Below are 17,708 nucleotides of genomic sequence, written 5' to 3' on the forward strand. Positions count from 1 at the left end.
TGCCTGCGGATTTGAGCAATTTAGGTTAAGCATTGTAAACCCGCCCCGCCGTTTGTGGCAAAGATTTGCCCCCGCGCAAAATCTGCCGCGCGGCAAAGGGGTTATAATCGCCGCCGTTTTCCCGTCCGCATCCGCGATATATATATAGGAGCCAGTCATGAAACCGTCTTTTCTGTCCGCCGCCGTCCTCATCCTTGCCGCCCTGCCCGCCGCAGCCGCCGATCTGGCCGCCTTTCCCGAGGGCAAAGCGCGCGATTTCGCCGATTTGAAAGCACCCGTGCGCATCGTCAACTTCTGGGGCTCGTACTGCAAACCCTGCGTCAAAGAAATGCCCGAAATGTCGGCCTGGTTTAAAAAACAGAAAAAAGGCAGCGTCGATCTGGTCGGCATCGCCGTAGACCGCAAAGAAAACATCGCCGCCTTTTTGAAACAAACGCCCGTGTCCTACCCCGTTTGGCACTACACCGGCAACGACAGCCGCAGCTTCATGAAAGCACACGGCAACACCGTCGGCGCCCTGCCTTTCACCACCGTCGAAGCCGTCAAATGCGGCAAACGCGAAGCCATCCTCGGCGGCGTCGACAGTAAAAAACTCGACGAAGCGGTGAAAAAAGTCTCCGCCGCCTGCAAATAAGCCGCCACGGCAAAAGGCCGTCTGAAACCTCTTTCAGACGGCCTCACGCACATCCAAACACCATGAACGAACCCATCCGCAACCGCCAAGACTTCCTGCTTTTTCTAGAAAAATTTTCCGCCGAAGCGGCAAAGGGCGGCCTCACCAACGCAAGCCTGCCCGAATTCCTCGCCGCAATGGCAGGCTGGATAGAAGACATGGACGGCTACTACACCAATATGAACCAACCCTTTTGCGACGGCGAAACCCTCACTTGGCGCACACTGGCCGACATCCTCTGCGCGGCGGCGGTGTACGAATAAAGGCCGTCTGAATTTGGCCGTCTGAAAAACCTGCTTCGCAGGTTTTTCAGACGGCCTTTTCGCGTTGTGCCGCCGTTTACAGCCCGCCGTAGGAGTGCAGGCCGCTGAGGAACATGTTGACGCCGACGAAGGCGAAGGCGGTTATCAGCAGGCCGACAATCGCCCACCAGGCAAGGATTTTGCCGCGCCAGCCGGCAACGAGGCGCAAGTGCAGCCAGACGGCGTAGTTGAGCCAGACGACAAACGCCCAGGTTTCTTTCGGGTCCCAGCTCCAATAGCGTCCCCATGCGTCGGCCGCCCACAGTGCGCCGAGGATGGTGGCGAGGGTGAAGAAGAGGAAGCCGACGGCGATGGCTTTGTACATGATTTCTTCGATGAGGGCGGAATCGGGCAGGCGGCGGGGGGTGTCGGCTTCTTCGGCGCGGATCGCCAAAAGCTGCGCCACACCGAGCATGGCGGCGATGCAGAAGGCACCGTAGCCGATGAAGTTGGCGGGGACGTGGATTTTCATCCACCACGATTGCAGGGCGGGGATGAGGGGCTGGATCTGCTGGGCGTTGCGGCTGAGGCTGTACCAGAGGACGAAGCAGACGACGCCGGCCATGAAGAGGTAGACGAAGCCGCCGAGTTTCTGTACGGCAAAGCGGCTTTCGTAGTACCAGTACATCAGGGCGCAGATGACAAGGAAGAGGATGAAGACTTCGTAGAGGTTGGACACGGGGATGTGCCCCGCGCTGCCGAGGATGAGGTAGCTTTCGTGCCAGCGCACGAGCAGGCCGGTGAAGCCGGCCAGTGCGGAGAGCCAGCCGAAGGCGGTGGCCATGCCCAGGAGGGTGTTGCTCTGCCGTTGTTGGCGCACGGCGATGAGGCCGCCTGAAAGATAGGCGAAGAGGGCGCAGAAGATGAGGGCGCACTGCCACATGATGGCGGACTGGCTGCTGAGGAAGTAGCGCAGCAGGAAGCGGTCGTGGTTGGCGAAGTCGCCGCCGTAGAGGGCGACACCGCCGTAGGCCAGAGCCAGGGCGAGGGGGACGAACCAGCGCAGGGGCTTGAAAAACCAGCCGATGGCGGCGGCGGCGGCGGCGCTGAGCCAGAGCATGACGGTTTCGTAGCCGTCCATGCGGTACGGCAGGCTGTATTGGGCGAAGGCGGCGACGGCGAACATCAGGGCGGCATAGAGCCAGTCGGCGGCGGAGAGGGTCTGCCAAACGGTGTGTTGCGCGAGCAGGCGGTGTTCGGGGACGGGGGAGTCAGTGGGGCGTGTCATGGTTCAGGTCCTCGGCAAGCTGTTGCAGGTTTGCCAGATGGGCGGGAAATTCGGTTTTCAGGTCGCGCTCGTGGCGGTTGGACGACATGGCGAAGCGGATTTGTCCGCCGTCATACAGCAGCCAGGCGCGTTTTTCGCGGATATAGAACATGAATACCGTGCCGAGCACCAGCAGCAGGGAGCCGAGGTAGACCAGTGAGGCGCCGGGCGATTTGGTCATTTGCAGGCCGGAGGAGCGGACTTCTGTGAAGCCGTCCAGTTGCAGCAGCACGGGGGCGGGGTATTCGGTGAGGCCGGTGTAGGCGTCCATGGCGGCGAGCAGGTAGCGTTTGTGCGCTTCGTCGTCCATAGGCGGCAGGTTTTGTTTTTTCAGGGCTTCGTCGAGTATGGGGCGGGCGCCGGCGAAGAGCATTTGGTAGAAATATCCGTTCATTTTGTCGCGCTCGTTTTCGGGAACGGCGGTTTGCACGAAGCGGTCGAGTTCGAGATAACCGCCGCGCGCGAAGAGGGCGAGGGTGTTTTCCACGGCGGTGGCAAACTGGGCGCGCACGGCCTCGGGCGCGGCCTGGGCGGCATCGGCGGCGGTACGGCGGCGCAGGGTTTCGTCGTTCATCAGTTCGCGCCAGAGCATAAAGGTGTCGATGTTGTTTTTGCCGTCGGCGGGAATGCGCAGCCAGCGGTATTGCTGCTCCAAGCCCGAGCGCGTGCCGGTGACGAAAAACAGGCCGTCTTCCTGTTTGACGGGCAGCATGTAGTTTTTGAATTCGACGGCCTGCCCGGCTTTGTCGCGCAGGCGGTAGATGATGCTGGGGCCGAGGTTGGTGAATTTTTTGTCCTGGCGCACGCTGCGCACGTCGTTGATTTTGCCTTGGAGGCCGTCTGAAGCCTTTTCAGACGGTCTGCCCATGTCTTCGACATTGGTGGAGGCGAATTGGTCGAGTTCGAGCGCGTATTTCTGTTCGCCGCCCATATTGAGCGGGAAGGTGTTCATCGAGCGGCCTTTCAGCTCGGCGAAGCGGCTGCTGGCGGAGGCGAGATTCCAGGCTTTGAAGGCGACGTCGGAGCCGCCGTCGGCAAAGCTGGCCTGATAGATGGTGACGCCGTGCAGGGTGTAGGGATGGTTGACGCGCACGGTGTGCGTTTCGCGTTTGCCGCTGGCTTTGTCGGTGATTTCCAGCTCGCTGGCAAAATCGCTGGGCATGCCCGTGTGGTAGAAGTCGATATTGAATTTTTTCAGTTTCACGGCAAAGGGCAGCTTCTGCACCAGCATGCCTTTGTCGGCGTTGAGAAACACCACGTCGGCTTCCTGTCCCTCGCTGAGGCTGACATTGCCGCGAAACGACAGGTTGCCCGCGCCCAGCACGCTTTGCGGCTGGAAATCGCGGGCGAAAACGGCGGCATCGTCGGGGACGATTTTGCCCGTGAGCATGCCGATTTTCAGCAGCAGGTTGCTGTCGATCAGGCCGCCGACGCAGATAACGATAACTGCCAGATGGGCGAAAATATAGCCCCATTTGTTCATCGCCCCTTTTTTCGCCGCCACCAGCACCGAGCCGTCTTCGCGCGCGCTCTGTTTGACGGCGAAACCCTGCACGGCGAAATAGCGCGTCGCCACTTCGGGCGCAACCGCACTTTCCAGCAGCGCGCTGTGTTTCATCGCCGCGAGCGAGCGTTTGGAGGCTTTCAGGCGGAAAGAGCGCATTTCTCGCCAAAACGGCGGCACGTTGCGCCACAGGCACAGGCCGGTACTGAGGACGAGAAACAGCATGATAACGACGAACCAGCCCGAGGCGTACACGTCGTAAAGGCCGAGGAACTCGAAAATCTTCGCCCAAAACGGGCCGAACTTGACGATGTAGTCCGCCGGCGCCTGGTTCTGCTGCAATACCGTGCCGATCACCGAAGCCACCGCCAGCACGCACAGCAGCGCCACGGCAAAGCGCATGGAGCTTAGAAAGGCAAACCACGGGCGGCGGATAAGGGGGATTTTTTCGGAACGGGTCATTTTGAAGAGAGGGAAGGGACGGGCGGGAAACGGAAGGCGCGGATTTTACTACAAACCGGGCTGCCGATACGCTGGACGTAGCGGCAGCCCGATGTCTGATTGACCGAATCAATCGCAGCTGTTTTCAGACGGCCTCCTGCAGCGCAAGAGGCCGTCTGAAAACCAAGATGCCGTCTGAAAGCCGCGTTTTGCAAAAAACGCGGCTGCTGCGGTTTGGGGTGTGTCGACATTTGGCTTGCGAAGCGGTTTTTTGAAGAAAATTCGCGAATGCAAGGAAAAGAGCACAGCAGAATTGGACATCTGCGGGCATTTTTGACGCGGCAGGCGTGGATTTTTACCAAAAATACCGCTGCAGAGCCGAATGTCAACACACCCTAGTGCAGGCCTTGGATGAAGTTGGCTACAGCGTTGATTTCTTCTTCCGACATGCGTTTGACGATGTCTTCCATCATGCCGTTCGGGCTGGTACGCTGGCCGGATGCGTAGGCTTTGAGCTGGGTGACGGTGTAGTCTTTGTGCTGGCCGCCCAGTCGGGGATAGGCGTTGACATCGGTGCCGCCGCCGACCATACCCGCGCCGCTGGGGCCGTGGCAGGACATACAGGCGGGCAGTTTTTTGCCGGCGAGGCCGCCGCGGTAAATCTGCGCGCCGAGTTTGAGGTTGTCTTTCGGATTGGCTTCGCCCGATTTGGGGGTCTGCGTGGCGTAGAAGGCGGCAACGTTGGCGATATCCTGCTCGCTGAGGCTCATCACCATCGGCTTCATCGCCGCCGCGCCGCCGGTGGTGCGCTTGCCGTCTTTGATGGCCGCTGTTTCCACGGCGATGTATTTCGCGTGCTGCGCCGAGAGTTTCGGATAGGTGGAAATACCGCTGTTGCCGTCGGCGGCATGGCACGCCGCGCAGACGGTTTGGGCAATCTGCTTGCCTTTGGCCACGTCGGCCTTGGGCGCGGCAAAAGCCGTACCGGCGGCCAGTGCCAGAGTCAGTAGGGTTAAACGTTTCATGGAGGCTCCTGATTGCAGCATTGCGGTATCCGCAACACCCTTTTTTCTATATTTTCGATACTCGATACGCGGCGCTTTTTTACCGCTGCGTTAAACCGTTGGTCTGCAAACGTGGTATTCTATACCAAATTTAACTATTTTTTCCATAGTTATGAACTTATTTCAAAACGCAAAATTCTTCACTACGGTCAACCATTTGAAAGACCTGCCCGACACGGGCGCGGAAATCGCCTTCGTCGGCCGCTCCAATGCGGGCAAGTCCAGCGCCATCAACACGCTGTGCAACCATGTGCGGCTGGCCTATGTGTCGAAAACGCCCGGGCGCACGCAGCACATCAATTTTTTCGAGCTGGCCGACGGGCATTTCATGGCCGATTTGCCGGGCTACGGCTACGCGCAGGTGCCCGAAGCGGTGCGGCGGCACTGGGTGGCGCTGCTGGGCGACTATCTGCGCACGCGCCGCCAGCTGGTCGGGCTGGTGCTGATTATGGACTGCCGCCATCCGCTCAAAGAGCTGGATATGCAGATGCTGGATTTCTTTGCCGAAACCGGCCGTCCTGTGCATATCCTGTTGTCCAAAGCGGACAAATTATCTAAGAACGACCAAATCAAAACCTTGTCTTCTGTCAAGAAAGCGTTAAAACCGTTTTCCGAGCGGCAGGAGGTGACGGTGCAGCTTTTTTCCAGCCTGAAAAAGCAGGGCATGGCGGAAACGGAAGCGGTTGTCGCGGGCTGGTTCGCGCGTTTGAACGAAGGGCAGGCGCAAGAACCGCAGAAACCTGCAAAACCGGATTGAAACTGTCCGCAGGAGGCCGTCTGAAACGCTTTCAGACGGCCTTTTTTCTTGGTGTGCGGTTTGAAAGCCGTGCGGCGGCTGTTTTCAGACGGCCTACTCGGCCATCTCGCCGTCTATCAAACGGTAAAGCTCGGCGAAATCGGGTTCGCCGACAAAGGTTTTCAGCACCCTGCCCTCTTTGTCGACCAGAAAAGAGGTGGGATATACCGCCGTGCCGAAGGCGCGGGCGGCGGCTTTGTCGGCGTCGTACACCACGGTGAAATCCATGCCGCGCTCTGCGGCGTAGGTTTTCACGCTCTCGAGCGGGTCGTAGGGTTCGGCGACGGCGAGGATTTGGAAGCCGTCGCGGTTTCGGTAGTCGTGCGACATTTTCACGATTTTCGGCATTTCCGACACGCAGCCGGGGCAGGAGGGAAACCAGAAATTGATAAAGGTGACCTTGCCGCGCAAAGCGGCGTCGGACACGGTTTTGCCGTGCAGATCAGGCAGCGAGAAGGCGGGGGCGGGCGTACCCGAAGGAATCAGGATAAAGGCCAGCAGGCCGCAGACCAGCGCGGCGGCGGCGAAAACGGCGGTTTTTTTCATGAGCGGAACATCTGTTGCAGGGTTTGGAAGACGGCGGCGGGAAACTCGGTGCTGCGGCCGTCTGAAACGGGCACGAGGGTGACATCGGCCTGCGCGGAGGTTTTGCCGCTGTCGGCAAAGGAGACAATCTGGCGGATAACGGCCAGACGCGGCTCGACGGTTTTGACGCGGTTGCGCACGGTAAGCACGTCGCCCGCCACCGCGCTGCGGCGGTAGCGGATATCGACGCGGGCGACGACTATCTGCACGCCTGCCAGCCCGCCGAGCAGGCCGTGCTGTTCGAAAAAGTGCCAGCGCGCTTCTTCGAGAAATTCGAGGTAGCGCGCGTTGTTCACATGGCCGTAGCCGTCGAGGTGGTAGCCGCGTATGCGGAAAACGGCGTCTTCCATCTCAGTGCGTTTCAAAGGGCACGAAGCTTTCGCGCGCCAGCGGTTCGGCAGACAGGTCGGTAACGAGGGAGGCGGGGCGGATGTCGAACCATTCGGCGAAAATGTCGGGATGGAGATCCGGCCACAGGCTTTCGTCTTCGCACCAGTCGGCCAGTTCGGCGGCGAAAATCTCGGCGGCGCGGTGTTCGATGATGTCCCAAACATCGTCGGCATGGTCGCACGGATCGGTAAGGTAGGCGTTGGCGTCGGCCTGCAAATCTTCGAGGGCGACATCCCTGACGCCGACCGAGTGCAGCCAGTGTAAAAAGGGTTCTTGCGGAATCAGAAGAAAAGCGCTGCGGTTGACTTCATACATGGTTTTGCTCCTTGGTAAACAGCGGGAATGACGTTTCCGAAAGCGGGGCTTCAACAAAGTGAAAGCGTTTCAGACGGCCTTTTCGGTTTCGCTCCATCCGGCATACGGGTGTTTGCTCAGATAGGCGTTGGTAAAGCGGCCGTCGGAGGTGATTTCGCGGCCGAGCCAGGCGGGGCGGGGAAAGGCGGCGTCTTCGGCGGGCAGCTCGATTTCGGCCACAACCAGCGGCGCGTTGTCGCCCGCGTATTCGTCGATTTCGAAGGTAAAGCCGTCGCAGCGGATTTCGTAGCGGCGTTTTTCCATACGGAACGGACACATGGTATGCAGAATCTCCCGCGCGTGCGCCAAAGGGATTTCATACTCGAATTCGCTGCGCGTCACGTCGGAAATATAGCCTTTGAGCGTCAGCCACGCTTGTTCGCCGACGATGCGCACGCGGATGGTGCGCTCTTTTTCCACGCTCAGATAACCCTGGCTCAGCAGGAGCGGTTCGCCCGCTTCGGCGCGCCAAAGCTCGTTTGCCAACAAAAAACGGCGTTCGATTTCCACAGTCATTCAGACGGCCTCTTTGCTTAAAACGGTTTGAAAACCACCAGATACAGCGCGGCAATCATTGCCAGCACGGGAATTTCGTTAAATACGCGGTACCATTTGTGGCTGCGGCGGTTGCGGTGCGCGGCAAAACCGCGCAGCAGAAAAAAACAGCAGACATGATAGGCGGCGAGAAACAGCCCCAGCGCCAGTTTGCCGTACACCCAGCCCTGCCCCCACCAGCCCGCGGCAAAGGGCACAAGCAGGCCGAACACCAGCGCACCCGCACCCAGCGGCGTCATAAAACGCAACAGCCGCCGCGCCATGTCGAGCAGACGGCGGTATTCGGCCGAACCTGCGTCTGCCTGCGCCAGATTCACATAAATACGCGGCAGGTAAAACAAACCCGCAAACCACGAAATGATGAAAAACAGATGGAGAAACTTAAACCACAAATACATTTTTCAGACGGCCTCCCCCCGAGAGGCGCGCATTATATAGCAGCCCGCCGCGGCCTGCGGCGGCTTTTGCGCTATAATGCGCGCCTTTCAAACCAACCGACAAAAAGGGAAACAAAGTCATGCTCAACCAGTTTGAAATCCACGGCGGCGTGGTGAAAAACCTCAACGCCTTCCTCGCCGAAAAAGCCGTCGATCTGAAAACCGCAATGGACGACGAGGCGCTGAACAAAGAAGTCGCCGCCATCATCCACGCCGGCCTGCCCGGCATGGTGCGCCGCATCTACTCCCTGCAAAAAATGGAAACCTTTTTCTGGGAGAAAAAAGACCTGATGGTGGACTACGTAGCCGCCCGCCTGGAAGCGTCGGCAAAAAAAGCCGAAGCGCGCGAAAAGAAAGAAAAGAAATAAGGTCTGCAATACACAAGGCCGTCTGAAACCCGTTTTTCAGACGGCCTTTTGCCTGCCTGCCGCACTATTGAGGCCGTCTGAAAGCCCGTTTCCCGCCATCACTTCGTCGAGGCTGCGCTTTTGGAAACGCTATCCCCGCGAAGGCGGGGACGGCCTTGTCCAATGTTGCCTTTTGTTAAGCCGCCCGCTATATTCCGCCGCAGACCAAAACATTCATCCTTTAACTACAACTACAAGGAGCACGCCGCCCATGCACCTCATCCGCGCCCTGAGCATTATTTTCGGTTTTCTCGCCGCCGGAGAGGCGGTGATTCATTTCACCGGCCTGCAACTGCCCGGCAGCATCATCGGCATGGCGCTGCTGTTTGCCGCCTTACAGGCCGGCTGGGTGAAAACCGCGTGGCTGCAGGGCGCGGTGGACACGATGATGGCCAATTTGTCGCTGTTTCTCGTACCGCCCTGCGTGGCGGTAATGGAATATCTCGATCTGGTGGCGCGCGACTTTTGGCCGATTGCCGTGTCCACCGTGTTCAGCACGCTGGCGGTAATGTTCGTCACCGGCAAAACGCACGAACTGCTGCGCAAACGCTGATGGATATGCTGCGCCACCCCGCCGTGCTGCTCTGGCTCACCGTCACCGCCTACTGGCTGGTCAACATTGTGCGCGCCCGCACCGGCAACGTCCTCTTCAATCCCGTGATGTGCACCACCGCGCTGGTCATCATCTATCTGAAACTCTGCGGCATCGCCTATCCCGACTACCACCAGGCGGCGCAATTCATCGATTTCTGGCTCAAACCCGTCGTCGTCGGCCTGGCCGTGCCGCTGTATCTCAACTGGGACAGAATCCGCCGCCAGTGGCTGCCGATTATCCTGTCGCAAACCGCAGGCAGCGTCACCGGCATCGTCAGCGCGGTCTACCTCGCCAAACTCGCGGGCGCGGGACGGGAAACCGTGTTAAGCCTCGCCGCCAAATCGGTCACCAGCCCCATCGCCATCGAAATCACCCGCAGCATCGGCGGCCTACCCGCCATCACCGCCGCTTCGGTGATTGCCGCCGGCATGATCGGCCAGACGGCGGGCTACCGCATCCTGCAACTGGGCACGGTGAAAAAACCGATGTCGCAGGGCATGTCGGTGGGCGCCGCCTCGCACGCGATGGGCATGGCCGCTTCGCTCGAACGCAGCAAAAAATACGCCGCCTACGCGGGCTTGGGCCTAATCGTCAACGGCGTGCTCACCGCCTTTCTCGTGCCTCTGCTGCTGCCGCTGATGGGTTATTGAACCCTGCCAAACAGCACAGAGGCCGTCTGAAAAAGGCCGTCTGAAACTTTTTCAGACGGCCTCCCGCCATGCCGCTGCGTTAATTTTGCTTTACAATACCGCCCTTTTCCCCCAACCCTCCCCGCGCATGATTCACGACACCCCATCCCCCGTTTCCGACCACGACACCCTGCTGCTCGGCCAATACGCCGAACGCGCCTATCTCGAATACGCCATGAGCGTGGTCAAAGGCCGCGCGCTGCCTGAAGTTTCAGACGGCCAAAAGCCTGTGCAGCGGCGTATTTTGTTTGCCATGCGCGATATGGGTTTGACGGCGGGGGCAAAACCGGTGAAATCGGCGCGCGTGGTCGGCGAGATTTTGGGTAAATACCACCCGCACGGCGATATTTCCGCCTATGAAGCGATGGTCCGCATGGCGCAGGATTTTACCTTGCGCTATCCTTTAATCGACGGCATCGGCAACTTTGGTTCGCGCGACGGCGACGGAGCGGCGGCGATGCGTTACACCGAGGCGCGGCTGACGCCGATTGCGGAATTGTTGTTGTCCGAAATCAATCAGGGGACGGTGGATTTCGTGCCGAACTACGACGGCGCGTTTGACGAACCGCTGCACCTGCCCGCCCGCCTGCCTATGGTGTTGCTCAACGGTGCGTCAGGCATCGCGGTGGGCATGGCAACCGAAATTCCGTCGCACAATTTGAACGAAGTTACGCAGGCGGCGATTGCGCTGTTGAAAAAGCCGACGCTGGAAACCGCCGACCTGATGCAATACATTCCCGCGCCCGATTTTGCCAGCGGCGGTCAAATCATCACGCCGGCGGACGAATTGCGCCGAATTTACGAAACCGGTAAAGGCAGCGTGCGCGTGCGTGCGCGTTACGAAATCGAGAAGCTGGCGCGCGGACAGTGGCGCGTGATTGCGACCGAGCTGCCGCCGAACGCCAATTCCGCCAAAATCCTCGCCGAAATCGAAGAGCAGACCAATCCCAAGCCCAAAGCGGGCAAAAAGCAGCTCAACCAAGACCAGCTCAACACCAAAAAGCTGATGCTCGATTTAATCGACCGCGTGCGCGACGAGTCCGACGGCGAACATCCCGTTCGCCTTGTGTTCGAGCCGAAATCCAGCCGCATCGACACCGACTCGTTTATCAACACGCTGATGGCGCAGACTTCGCTGGAAGGCAATGTGCCGATGAACCTGGTGATGATGGGTTTGGACAACCGCCCGGCGCAGAAAAACCTGAAAACCATCTTGCAGGGATGGCTGGATTTCCGCGTGGTAACGGTTACGCGCCGCCTGAAATTCCGCCTGTCGCAGGTGCAAAAACGGCTGCACATCCTCGAAGGCCGTCTGAAAGTGTTTTTGCACATCGACGAAGTGATTAAAGTCATCCGCGAATCAGACGACCCCAAAACCGATTTGATAGCCGCGTTCGGCCTGTCAGAAATCCAAGCCGAAGACATTTTGGAAATCCGCCTGCGCCAGCTTGCGCGCTTGGAAGGTTTCAAGCTGGAAAAAGAGCTGGTCGAATTGCGTGAAGAAGAAGGCCGTCTGAACCTGTTGCTTGGCGACGAAAACGAAAAGAAAAAGCTCATCATCAAAGAGATGCAGGCCGACATGAAGCAATACGGCGACGCGCGCCGCACACTGGTGGAAGAAGCAGGCCGCGCCGTACTCACGCAAACCACCGCCGACGAGCCGGTTACGCTGATTCTGTCGGAAAAAGGCTGGATACGCAGCAGAGCCGGCCACAATCTCGATTTGAGCCAAACCGCGTTTAAAGAAGGCGACGCCCTCAAACAAACCCTCGAAGGCCGCACCGTGTGGCCGGTGGTGATACTCGACACACAAGGCCGCACCTACACGCTCGATGCCGCCGAAATCCCCGGCGGACGCGGCGACGGCGTGCCCGTATCTTCATTAATCGAGCTGCAAAACGGCGCGAAACCCGCCGCCATGCTCACCGGCCTGCCCGAACAGCATTATTTGCTCGCCAACAGCGGCGGCTACGGCTTTATCGCCAAACTCGCCGACATGGTCAGCCGCAACAAAAACGGCAAAGTGCTGATGACGCTCGATGCGGGCGAAACCGTGCTGCCGCCCGCGGCCTTGTACGCCTCCTCGCTCATCAATCCCGACTGCAAAGTCGTTACTGCCGACAGCGGCAACCGCCTGCTGGCCTTCCCGCTGGGCGAATTGAAAGTGATGCCCAAAGGGCGCGGTTTGCAGCTCACCCCGCTTTCAGACGGCCTCCACCTCGAACACATCGCCGTGGTGTCCACGCCCGAATTTGTCGTTGAAACCGTCGGCAAACGCGGCGCGGTGCATCAGGAAAAACTGCGTATCCAAGACATCGCGGGCAAACGCGGCCGCAAAGGGAAAATTTTGGAAGTTTCAGGCCGTCTGAAAGCCATTAAAGCCAAAGATTAACCGCAAATGCCGTCTGAAAAACGGGCGCGGCCGCAATTTGCGACAATGCGCGCACCAAACACAAAAAGGCCGTCTGAAACCTTTTAACTCCGCTTTCAGACGGCCTATACGGAAAAATGCCAAACAACAATATGAAAAACTCCTTCCTCAGCAGAACCGACGACTGGGAAGAGCAGATCGACCGCATCCCGTGGCTCATCAACATCTGCCGCCTCACCATCGTCACCGCCATGACCGCGCTGCACCTGATGGCCATGTTCTCCGACAACGCCGGCCTGCGCAAAATGGTCACCCCCGCCACCTTCTACCTGTGGGCGGCGGTTTACGCAGGCATCACCCTGTTTTCCTTCGTCCGCCCGCACTGGGTGCAGCAGAAAACCGACCGCCTGCCCAACGCCAGCGCCGTCATCGACATCCTGATGATTATGGTGCTCGTCTACCTCACCGGCGGCATCGGCACTGGCATCGGCATCCTCGTGCTGCCCTTCATCGCCACCTCCTGCATGCTCAGCTACGGCCGTTTCCCCGCGCTTTACGCCGGCTTCACCACCCTGTGCATCGTCTGCGTCATGTTCCTCACCGACCAGCTCGTCCTCGACACGCAGCAGTGGGACGGCCGCAACATCGGCACGGGCATAGTCCTCATCGCCGCCTCCTTCGCCGTCGCCTACCTCACCTCCTACAGCGCCAAATTCCTCAAAGCCGCCAACGCCTCCGCGCTCAAACACAAGCGCAACTACAACCGCGTGCGCGGCCTCAACCTGCTGGTGCTCAACCGCGTGCAGGAAGCTGTCATCGTCATCGACCCCGAGCTGAAAGTCTGGCTGTTCAACCGTCAGGCCAAAACCTACTTCCCCGGACTCGCGCCCGAACAGAAAGAGCCGATTTTCGAAGACCTGGCCGGACGCTGGCTCTACAACCCCGACCGCCCCTTCGAAACCGACATCCACCTGCACCAGCATTCGATGCACGTGCGCGCCGTGCCGCTGGTTCAGGAAGACGGCCAGCTCCTCATGCTCTTCGTGCGCTCGCTGCGCGAAATCGCCGCCGAAGCGATGGCCACCAAACTCGCCTCCCTCGGCCAGCTCACCGCCAACCTCGCCCACGAAATCCGCAACCCCATGTCGGCCATCCGCCATGCCAACGACCTCTTGCAGGAAGGCGTGGAAGACCCGATGAGCCGCAAGCTGCACGGCATCATCGACGGCAACATCCGCCGCATCGACAAAATGCTCGAAGAAGTGTCGATGCTCAACAAAAAAGACAACCTCGGCCGCGAACACATAAACCTGATGAAATTCTGGCTGGCGTTCAAACAGGAATTCACCCTCAGCAATCCCGACGCGGTGCACTGCATCAAAATGGAAATGCAGGGCAAACAGCTGGCCGTCACCGCCGACCCGATGCACCTGCAGCAAATCATGTGGAACCTGTGCAACAACGCCTGGCGGCACAGCAAAAAAGACGAAAGCGCCATCCGCGTGCTGATACGCCCCAGCGGCAAACTCAACATTTCGATAGTGGTGTCCGACAACGGCGCAGGCGTGCCGCCCGACATCCGCAACCAACTCTTCGAGCCCTTCTTCACCACCGAAAAAACCGGCACCGGCCTCGGCCTCTACGTCGCCCGCGAACTGGCACACGCCAACCTCGGCCAGCTGCACTACCACCCCGAAATGAACGGCTTCGAGCTCATCCTTCCGAAGGACAACAACCATGAAGAACAGTGACCTGCAACACCCCGTACTGGTCGTAGACGACGAAGCGGACATCCGCGACCTGATGGAAATGACCCTGATGAAAATGGGGCTGCGCGTCGACACCGCCGTCGGCGTGGAAGACGCCAAAGACAAGCTGGAAAACAGCGACTACTCGCTGGTGCTCACCGACATGCGCATGCCCGACGGCTCGGGACTGGAAGTCGTCCAGCACATCAACCGCCTGTCGCTGGACACGCCCGTTGCCGTCATCACCGCCTTCGGCAACGCCGACCAGGCCGTCGAAGCCCTGAAAGAAGGCGCGTTCGACTACCTGCAAAAACCCATCACCCTCTCGCAGCTGCGCTCGCTGGTGAAATCGGCGGTGAAAGTGAACGAACCCGAAGCCGCCGAAACCAAACCCGCAGCGCCCGCTCCGCAGCCCGCGCCGGCCGCGCCCTATATGCCGCCGCCCGTGCCGCCGCGCCCGCAGCCCGTCGCCGCCACGCCCGCCCGTGCGCCCGACGCGCCCAAACCCGTGCGCAAAGGCATTTCCGGCGGCATCGACCGCCCCGTCACCCCGCCCAGCGCCCTCAGCTCCCTGCGCGAACGCTTCCGCAGCGCCACGCCGCAAACCGCGGCCGCATCAGACGCGCAGGCGCCCGCACACCACGAAAACGAAGTCGGCGGCGATGCCGACATGCCCCGCCTGCTGGGCATGTCGCCGCAGATGGTCGAAGTGCGCCACCTCATCCGCCGCCTCGCCGGCAGCGGCGTGCCCGTCTACATCTCCGGCGAATCCGGTTCGGGTAAGGAACAGGCCGCCCGCAGCATCCACGAACTCTCGCCGCGCGCCGACGGCCCCTTTATCGCCGTCAACTGCGGCGCGATTCCCGAAAACCTGATGGAAAGCGAGTTTTTCGGCTACAAAAAAGGCAGCTTCACCGGTGCCGACCAAGACCGCATGGGCTTCTTCCAACACGCCGACGGCGGCACCCTCTTCCTCGACGAAGTGGCCGACCTGCCGCTGGCCATGCAGGTCAAACTGCTGCGCGCCATTCAGGAAAAAGCCGTACGCCGCATCGGCGACGCCAAAGAAACGCCGGTAGATGTACGCATCGTCTGCGCCACCCACAAAAACCTCGAAGCGCTGGTAGAAAGCGGTGCCTTCCGCCAAGACCTTTACTACCGCCTCAACGTCGTCACCCTGCACATGCCGCCCCTGCGCGAAATGCGCGAAGACCTCGGCGGCCTCATCATGCGCATGCTCAACAAACACGGCAACGGCATCCCCGGCGGCTACCGCCTCAGCCCCAAAGCACAGGAAGCCCTGCTCTCGTACAGCTACCCCGGCAACTTCCGCGAACTGGAAAACATCCTCGAACGCGCCGTCGCCCTCACCGCCGGCAGCGTCATCCAAATCGACGACCTGCAAATCACCGCCGGACACGGCCCCCGCCCCGCCGACCTTGCCCCCGCCGCCACACCGGCAGGCGAAACCCGCGCCCCGCGCCCAGAACCGGCCGCCGAAAGCGAAGAGCTGCCGCCGATGAACTTCGACGCCATGCCGCCCTTCGTCCCCGGCCAAAGCCAGATACAGGAATACCTCGACCTGCTCGAGCGTTCCATCATCGAACAGGCGCTGAACATCACCCGCTACAACCGCACCCAGGCCGCCAAACTCCTCGGCATCAGCTTCCGCTCCATGCGCTACCGCATGGAAAGGCTGAACATCGAATAAGGCCGTCTGAAATCAGGCCGTCTGAAAACGCAGCCCCGACGAAGTGAAAAACACGGCGGGCAAAACGGATCATCCGCAAAGCATCACACCCCGCCCGCCGCCCACAAAGGCCGTCTGAAAAAGGTTTTCCCCCTTTCAGACGGCCTCCGTCCGCCAACTACCGCCCCGCCGCCATGCCCAAACGCCTACCCTTCCTGCTTCTACTCGCCGCCCTTGCCGCAGCGCGCGCCGACGACCTGCCCGACTCCGCCCTCAGCCAACCCGACACCCGCTTCGACCTCACCGGCTCCGACGAGATGCCCGCCCCCGCATCCGCGCCCGAGGGCGGCGTTTCCCAAACCGGCGGCACCCTCACATGCAGCGACCCCGAAGAACTGCTGCAACACCCCGGCCTGCTGCACCGCGCCCTCTCCTCCTCCGTCATCGCCGCCAACACCGCCGCCATCAAACTCCTTCTGCCCGTCTACCGCCGCCTGCCCGAAGGACAAGGCCCCGTCCTGCTCGAGACGGCCGAAGACATGGCCGCCCAAAGCGACGGCCGCTACCGCGAAGCCGTCAGGCGCCTGCAAAACGCCCGACGCCAAATGCCCGACGCCTTCCTCGTCCGCCTCCGTCTGGCGCAGGCACTGAAAGACGACCGCCGCAACGTCTCCGCACAAGCGCACTACACCAACCTGCTCGCTCCTCCCGACCTCGACCCCCAAACCCGCGCCGCCCTGCAAAGCCAGCTCGACGAAATCCGCAGCCGCAGCCGCTGGACGCCCCGCCTGAGCGCCAACTACACCCGCAACAACAACGTCAACAACGCCGCAAAAGAACACACCCTGCGCTACGGCAACGGCGAATGGACGCTGCCCGCCCCCGAAAAAGCCCGCGGCCTCTCCTACTCCGCCGGCCTCGCCCGCGACTTCAACCTCGCCGACAATCTGCTCCTGCGCAGCGAAACCGACCTCTACGGCAAATTTTATTGGGACAACCACCGCTACAACGATCTCACCGTCCGCACCGCCCTGGGCGCCGCCTACCAAAGCGGCCGCAGCGAAGCCTCCCTGCTCCCCTATTACGAGCGCCGTTGGTACGGTACCGAACCCTACTCCCGCGAAACCGGCCTGCGCGCCGAATGGCAGCGCAGCCTCAGCCCGCGCCACCGCCTCGCTGCCGCCGCCGAATCGGACTACCAGCACTACGACACGCGCAAATTCCTCGAAGGCCGCAACAGCAGCCTGTCCGCCACCTGGATATTCCAACACAGCCCGCGCCAATACTTTACCCTCGGCGCCAACTTCTCCCGCAAACGCGCCCGCACCGACGACGCCTACCACAGGCGCGGCATCCGCGCGTCCGCCGTGCGCGTCTGGGGAAAAGGACTCGGCACCGCCCTCTCCGCCGGCTACGGCCGCCGCTACGACGCCGCCGACTTCCTCGCCATCCGCCGCGACGACAAAGAATACTCCGCCTCCCTCTCCCTCTGGCACAAGCGCCTGAGCCTGTGGGGCGTCACCCCCCGCCTCGTCACCGTGTGGCAGAAAACCACAAGCAACCACCCGCTATACGGCTACCGCAAAGCCAACGCCTACCTGCAAATCGGCAAATCCTTCTGACCCGCCTTTTCAATTCGTCAAAACCATACTTTCAGACGGCCTGATGTTCCGTGAGGCCGTATGAAAGCACGGTTCACAGCCAAAAACGCGGCAGCGTCCAACGCCCTCCGCCGCACACAATGACGGCGCATCCCACCGCCCCGCCTGTTTTCAGACGGCCTCACAGAACATCAGGCCGTCTGAAAGCATAGCCCCCAACGAATCAAAAAACCGAAGCC

The 17,708-nt window shown here is 60.6% G+C and carries 19 protein-coding genes; 10 read left to right on the forward strand and 9 right to left on the reverse strand.

Going from position 1 to position 17,708, the window contains the following annotated elements:
• The first annotated feature begins 157 nt into the window (after nt 1-157).
• Both ACG2K1_RS10945 and ACG2K1_RS10950 read left to right on the forward strand, forming a co-directional pair.
• Entirely contained in the window at nt 158-634 is a 477-nt protein-coding gene (locus ACG2K1_RS10945) for a TlpA disulfide reductase family protein (protein ID WP_009425391.1), read from the forward strand.
• A 62-nt stretch (nt 635-696) separates the two neighbouring features.
• On the forward strand, nt 697-936 hold the full coding sequence (locus ACG2K1_RS10950; protein ID WP_009425390.1) for a hypothetical protein: 240 nt from the start codon (nt 697-699) through the stop codon (nt 934-936).
• 76 nt (nt 937-1,012) lie between these two features.
• Here the strand turns inward: ACG2K1_RS10950 and ccsB are convergent, their stop codons facing one another.
• From ccsB to ACG2K1_RS10970, 4 genes are all read right to left on the reverse strand, one after another.
• Complete coding sequence (ccsB, locus tag ACG2K1_RS10955) at nt 1,013-2,203, reverse strand: c-type cytochrome biogenesis protein CcsB (protein ID WP_009425572.1); 1,191 nt, start codon at nt 2,201-2,203, stop codon at nt 1,013-1,015.
• On the reverse strand, nt 2,187-4,208 hold the full coding sequence (locus tag ACG2K1_RS10960) for a cytochrome c biogenesis protein ResB (protein WP_395429345.1): 2,022 nt from the start codon (nt 4,206-4,208) through the stop codon (nt 2,187-2,189). Before ACG2K1_RS10960 ends, ccsB begins: the two co-directional genes overlap by 17 nt.
• Nucleotides 4,205-4,438 carry a hypothetical protein gene (locus ACG2K1_RS10965; RefSeq protein WP_395429344.1) on the reverse strand — a complete coding sequence of 78 codons (234 nt, stop codon included), beginning with the start codon at nt 4,436-4,438 and terminating at the stop codon, nt 4,205-4,207. The genes ACG2K1_RS10960 and ACG2K1_RS10965 overlap by 4 nt, the downstream gene beginning before the upstream one ends.
• 144 nt (nt 4,439-4,582) lie before the next feature.
• Nucleotides 4,583-5,212 (reverse strand): cytochrome c, encoded by a 630-nt coding sequence (locus ACG2K1_RS10970; protein WP_036495693.1) that lies wholly within the window; start codon nt 5,210-5,212, stop codon nt 4,583-4,585.
• 151 nt (nt 5,213-5,363) lie between these two features.
• Between ACG2K1_RS10970 and yihA the strand changes: the two genes are divergently transcribed.
• On the forward strand, nt 5,364-6,008 hold the full coding sequence (yihA, locus tag ACG2K1_RS10975) for a ribosome biogenesis GTP-binding protein YihA/YsxC (protein WP_009425566.1): 645 nt from the start codon (nt 5,364-5,366) through the stop codon (nt 6,006-6,008).
• Nucleotides 6,009-6,101: 93 nt separating this feature from the next.
• Here the strand turns inward: yihA and ACG2K1_RS10980 are convergent, their stop codons facing one another.
• The 5 genes from ACG2K1_RS10980 to ACG2K1_RS11000 all read right to left on the reverse strand — a co-directional run bounded on the left by ACG2K1_RS10980 (nt 6,102) and on the right by ACG2K1_RS11000 (nt 8,329).
• The gene (locus tag ACG2K1_RS10980; protein WP_009425565.1) at nt 6,102-6,593 is read right to left on the reverse strand and encodes a peroxiredoxin; all 492 of its coding nucleotides are present in this window, start codon (nt 6,591-6,593) and stop codon (nt 6,102-6,104) included.
• Complete coding sequence (locus ACG2K1_RS10985; protein ID WP_094030975.1) at nt 6,590-6,982, reverse strand: thioesterase family protein; 393 nt, start codon at nt 6,980-6,982, stop codon at nt 6,590-6,592. Before ACG2K1_RS10985 ends, ACG2K1_RS10980 begins: the two co-directional genes overlap by 4 nt.
• A gap of 1 nt (nt 6,983) precedes the next feature.
• Nucleotides 6,984-7,337: a VacJ gene (locus ACG2K1_RS10990; protein WP_395429343.1), complete on the reverse strand. Its 354-nt coding sequence runs from the start codon at nt 7,335-7,337 to the stop codon at nt 6,984-6,986.
• 69 nt (nt 7,338-7,406) lie between these two features.
• A complete protein-coding gene (locus tag ACG2K1_RS10995; RefSeq protein ID WP_395429342.1) occupies nt 7,407-7,892 on the reverse strand; it encodes a CYTH domain-containing protein in 486 nt (161 codons plus the stop codon).
• Between the two features lie 17 nt (nt 7,893-7,909).
• The gene (locus ACG2K1_RS11000) at nt 7,910-8,329 is read right to left on the reverse strand and encodes a CopD family protein (protein ID WP_009425561.1); all 420 of its coding nucleotides are present in this window, start codon (nt 8,327-8,329) and stop codon (nt 7,910-7,912) included.
• 119 nt (nt 8,330-8,448) lie between these two features.
• On the opposite strand from ACG2K1_RS11000, the gene ACG2K1_RS11005 reads away from it, so the two are divergent.
• The 7 genes from ACG2K1_RS11005 (at nt 8,449) to ACG2K1_RS11035 (ending at nt 17,490) form a co-directional block, all read left to right on the forward strand.
• Nucleotides 8,449-8,736, forward strand: coding sequence for a hypothetical protein (locus tag ACG2K1_RS11005; RefSeq protein WP_009425559.1), 288 nt, complete (start codon nt 8,449-8,451; stop codon nt 8,734-8,736).
• Nucleotides 8,737-8,986: 250 nt separating this feature from the next.
• Nucleotides 8,987-9,328: a CidA/LrgA family protein gene (locus ACG2K1_RS11010; RefSeq protein WP_009425558.1), complete on the forward strand. Its 342-nt coding sequence runs from the start codon at nt 8,987-8,989 to the stop codon at nt 9,326-9,328.
• Nucleotides 9,325-10,020 (forward strand): LrgB family protein, encoded by a 696-nt coding sequence (locus ACG2K1_RS11015; RefSeq protein ID WP_198142880.1) that lies wholly within the window; start codon nt 9,325-9,327, stop codon nt 10,018-10,020. The genes ACG2K1_RS11010 and ACG2K1_RS11015 overlap by 4 nt, the downstream gene beginning before the upstream one ends.
• A gap of 127 nt (nt 10,021-10,147) precedes the next feature.
• Nucleotides 10,148-12,451 (forward strand): DNA topoisomerase IV subunit A, encoded by a 2,304-nt coding sequence (gene parC / locus ACG2K1_RS11020; protein ID WP_395429354.1) that lies wholly within the window; start codon nt 10,148-10,150, stop codon nt 12,449-12,451.
• A gap of 131 nt (nt 12,452-12,582) precedes the next feature.
• Entirely contained in the window at nt 12,583-14,181 is a 1,599-nt protein-coding gene (locus tag ACG2K1_RS11025; RefSeq protein ID WP_036495688.1) for a nitrogen regulation protein NR(II), read from the forward strand.
• Nucleotides 14,168-15,889 carry a sigma-54-dependent transcriptional regulator gene (locus ACG2K1_RS11030; RefSeq protein ID WP_395429341.1) on the forward strand — a complete coding sequence of 574 codons (1,722 nt, stop codon included), beginning with the start codon at nt 14,168-14,170 and terminating at the stop codon, nt 15,887-15,889. Before ACG2K1_RS11025 ends, ACG2K1_RS11030 begins: the two co-directional genes overlap by 14 nt.
• Before the next feature lie 173 nt (nt 15,890-16,062).
• Nucleotides 16,063-17,490 (forward strand): surface lipoprotein assembly modifier, encoded by a 1,428-nt coding sequence (locus ACG2K1_RS11035; protein ID WP_395429340.1) that lies wholly within the window; start codon nt 16,063-16,065, stop codon nt 17,488-17,490.
• Nucleotides 17,491-17,708 lie beyond the last annotated feature (218 nt).

The organism is Neisseria sp. 23W00296, from assembly GCF_044772855.1.
GTDB lineage: Bacteria > Pseudomonadota > Gammaproteobacteria > Burkholderiales > Neisseriaceae > Neisseria.

Bases quoted from the DNA above. Each gene is read 5' to 3' on its own strand.
- ACG2K1_RS10945 (WP_009425391.1), top strand. From the start codon at position 158: ATGAAACCGTCTTTTCTGTCCGCCGCCGTCCTCATCCTTGCCGCCCTG.
- ACG2K1_RS10950 (WP_009425390.1), top strand. From the start codon at position 697: ATGAACGAACCCATCCGCAACCGCCAAGACTTCCTGCTTTTTCTAGAA.
- ccsB (WP_009425572.1), bottom strand. From the start codon at position 2,203: ATGACACGCCCCACTGACTCCCCCGTCCCCGAACACCGCCTGCTCGCG.
- ACG2K1_RS10960 (WP_395429345.1), bottom strand. From the start codon at position 4,208: ATGACCCGTTCCGAAAAAATCCCCCTTATCCGCCGCCCGTGGTTTGCC.
- ACG2K1_RS10965 (WP_395429344.1), bottom strand. From the start codon at position 4,438: ATGTCGACACACCCCAAACCGCAGCAGCCGCGTTTTTTGCAAAACGCG.
- ACG2K1_RS10970 (WP_036495693.1), bottom strand. From the start codon at position 5,212: ATGAAACGTTTAACCCTACTGACTCTGGCACTGGCCGCCGGTACGGCT.
- yihA (WP_009425566.1), top strand. From the start codon at position 5,364: ATGAACTTATTTCAAAACGCAAAATTCTTCACTACGGTCAACCATTTG.
- ACG2K1_RS10980 (WP_009425565.1), bottom strand. From the start codon at position 6,593: ATGAAAAAAACCGCCGTTTTCGCCGCCGCCGCGCTGGTCTGCGGCCTG.
- ACG2K1_RS10985 (WP_094030975.1), bottom strand. From the start codon at position 6,982: ATGGAAGACGCCGTTTTCCGCATACGCGGCTACCACCTCGACGGCTAC.
- ACG2K1_RS10990 (WP_395429343.1), bottom strand. From the start codon at position 7,337: ATGTATGAAGTCAACCGCAGCGCTTTTCTTCTGATTCCGCAAGAACCC.
- ACG2K1_RS10995 (WP_395429342.1), bottom strand. From the start codon at position 7,892: ATGACTGTGGAAATCGAACGCCGTTTTTTGTTGGCAAACGAGCTTTGG.
- ACG2K1_RS11000 (WP_009425561.1), bottom strand. From the start codon at position 8,329: ATGTATTTGTGGTTTAAGTTTCTCCATCTGTTTTTCATCATTTCGTGG.
- ACG2K1_RS11005 (WP_009425559.1), top strand. From the start codon at position 8,449: ATGCTCAACCAGTTTGAAATCCACGGCGGCGTGGTGAAAAACCTCAAC.
- ACG2K1_RS11010 (WP_009425558.1), top strand. From the start codon at position 8,987: ATGCACCTCATCCGCGCCCTGAGCATTATTTTCGGTTTTCTCGCCGCC.
- parC (WP_395429354.1), top strand. From the start codon at position 10,148: ATGATTCACGACACCCCATCCCCCGTTTCCGACCACGACACCCTGCTG.
- ACG2K1_RS11025 (WP_036495688.1), top strand. From the start codon at position 12,583: ATGAAAAACTCCTTCCTCAGCAGAACCGACGACTGGGAAGAGCAGATC.
- ACG2K1_RS11030 (WP_395429341.1), top strand. From the start codon at position 14,168: ATGAAGAACAGTGACCTGCAACACCCCGTACTGGTCGTAGACGACGAA.
- ACG2K1_RS11035 (WP_395429340.1), top strand. From the start codon at position 16,063: ATGCCCAAACGCCTACCCTTCCTGCTTCTACTCGCCGCCCTTGCCGCA.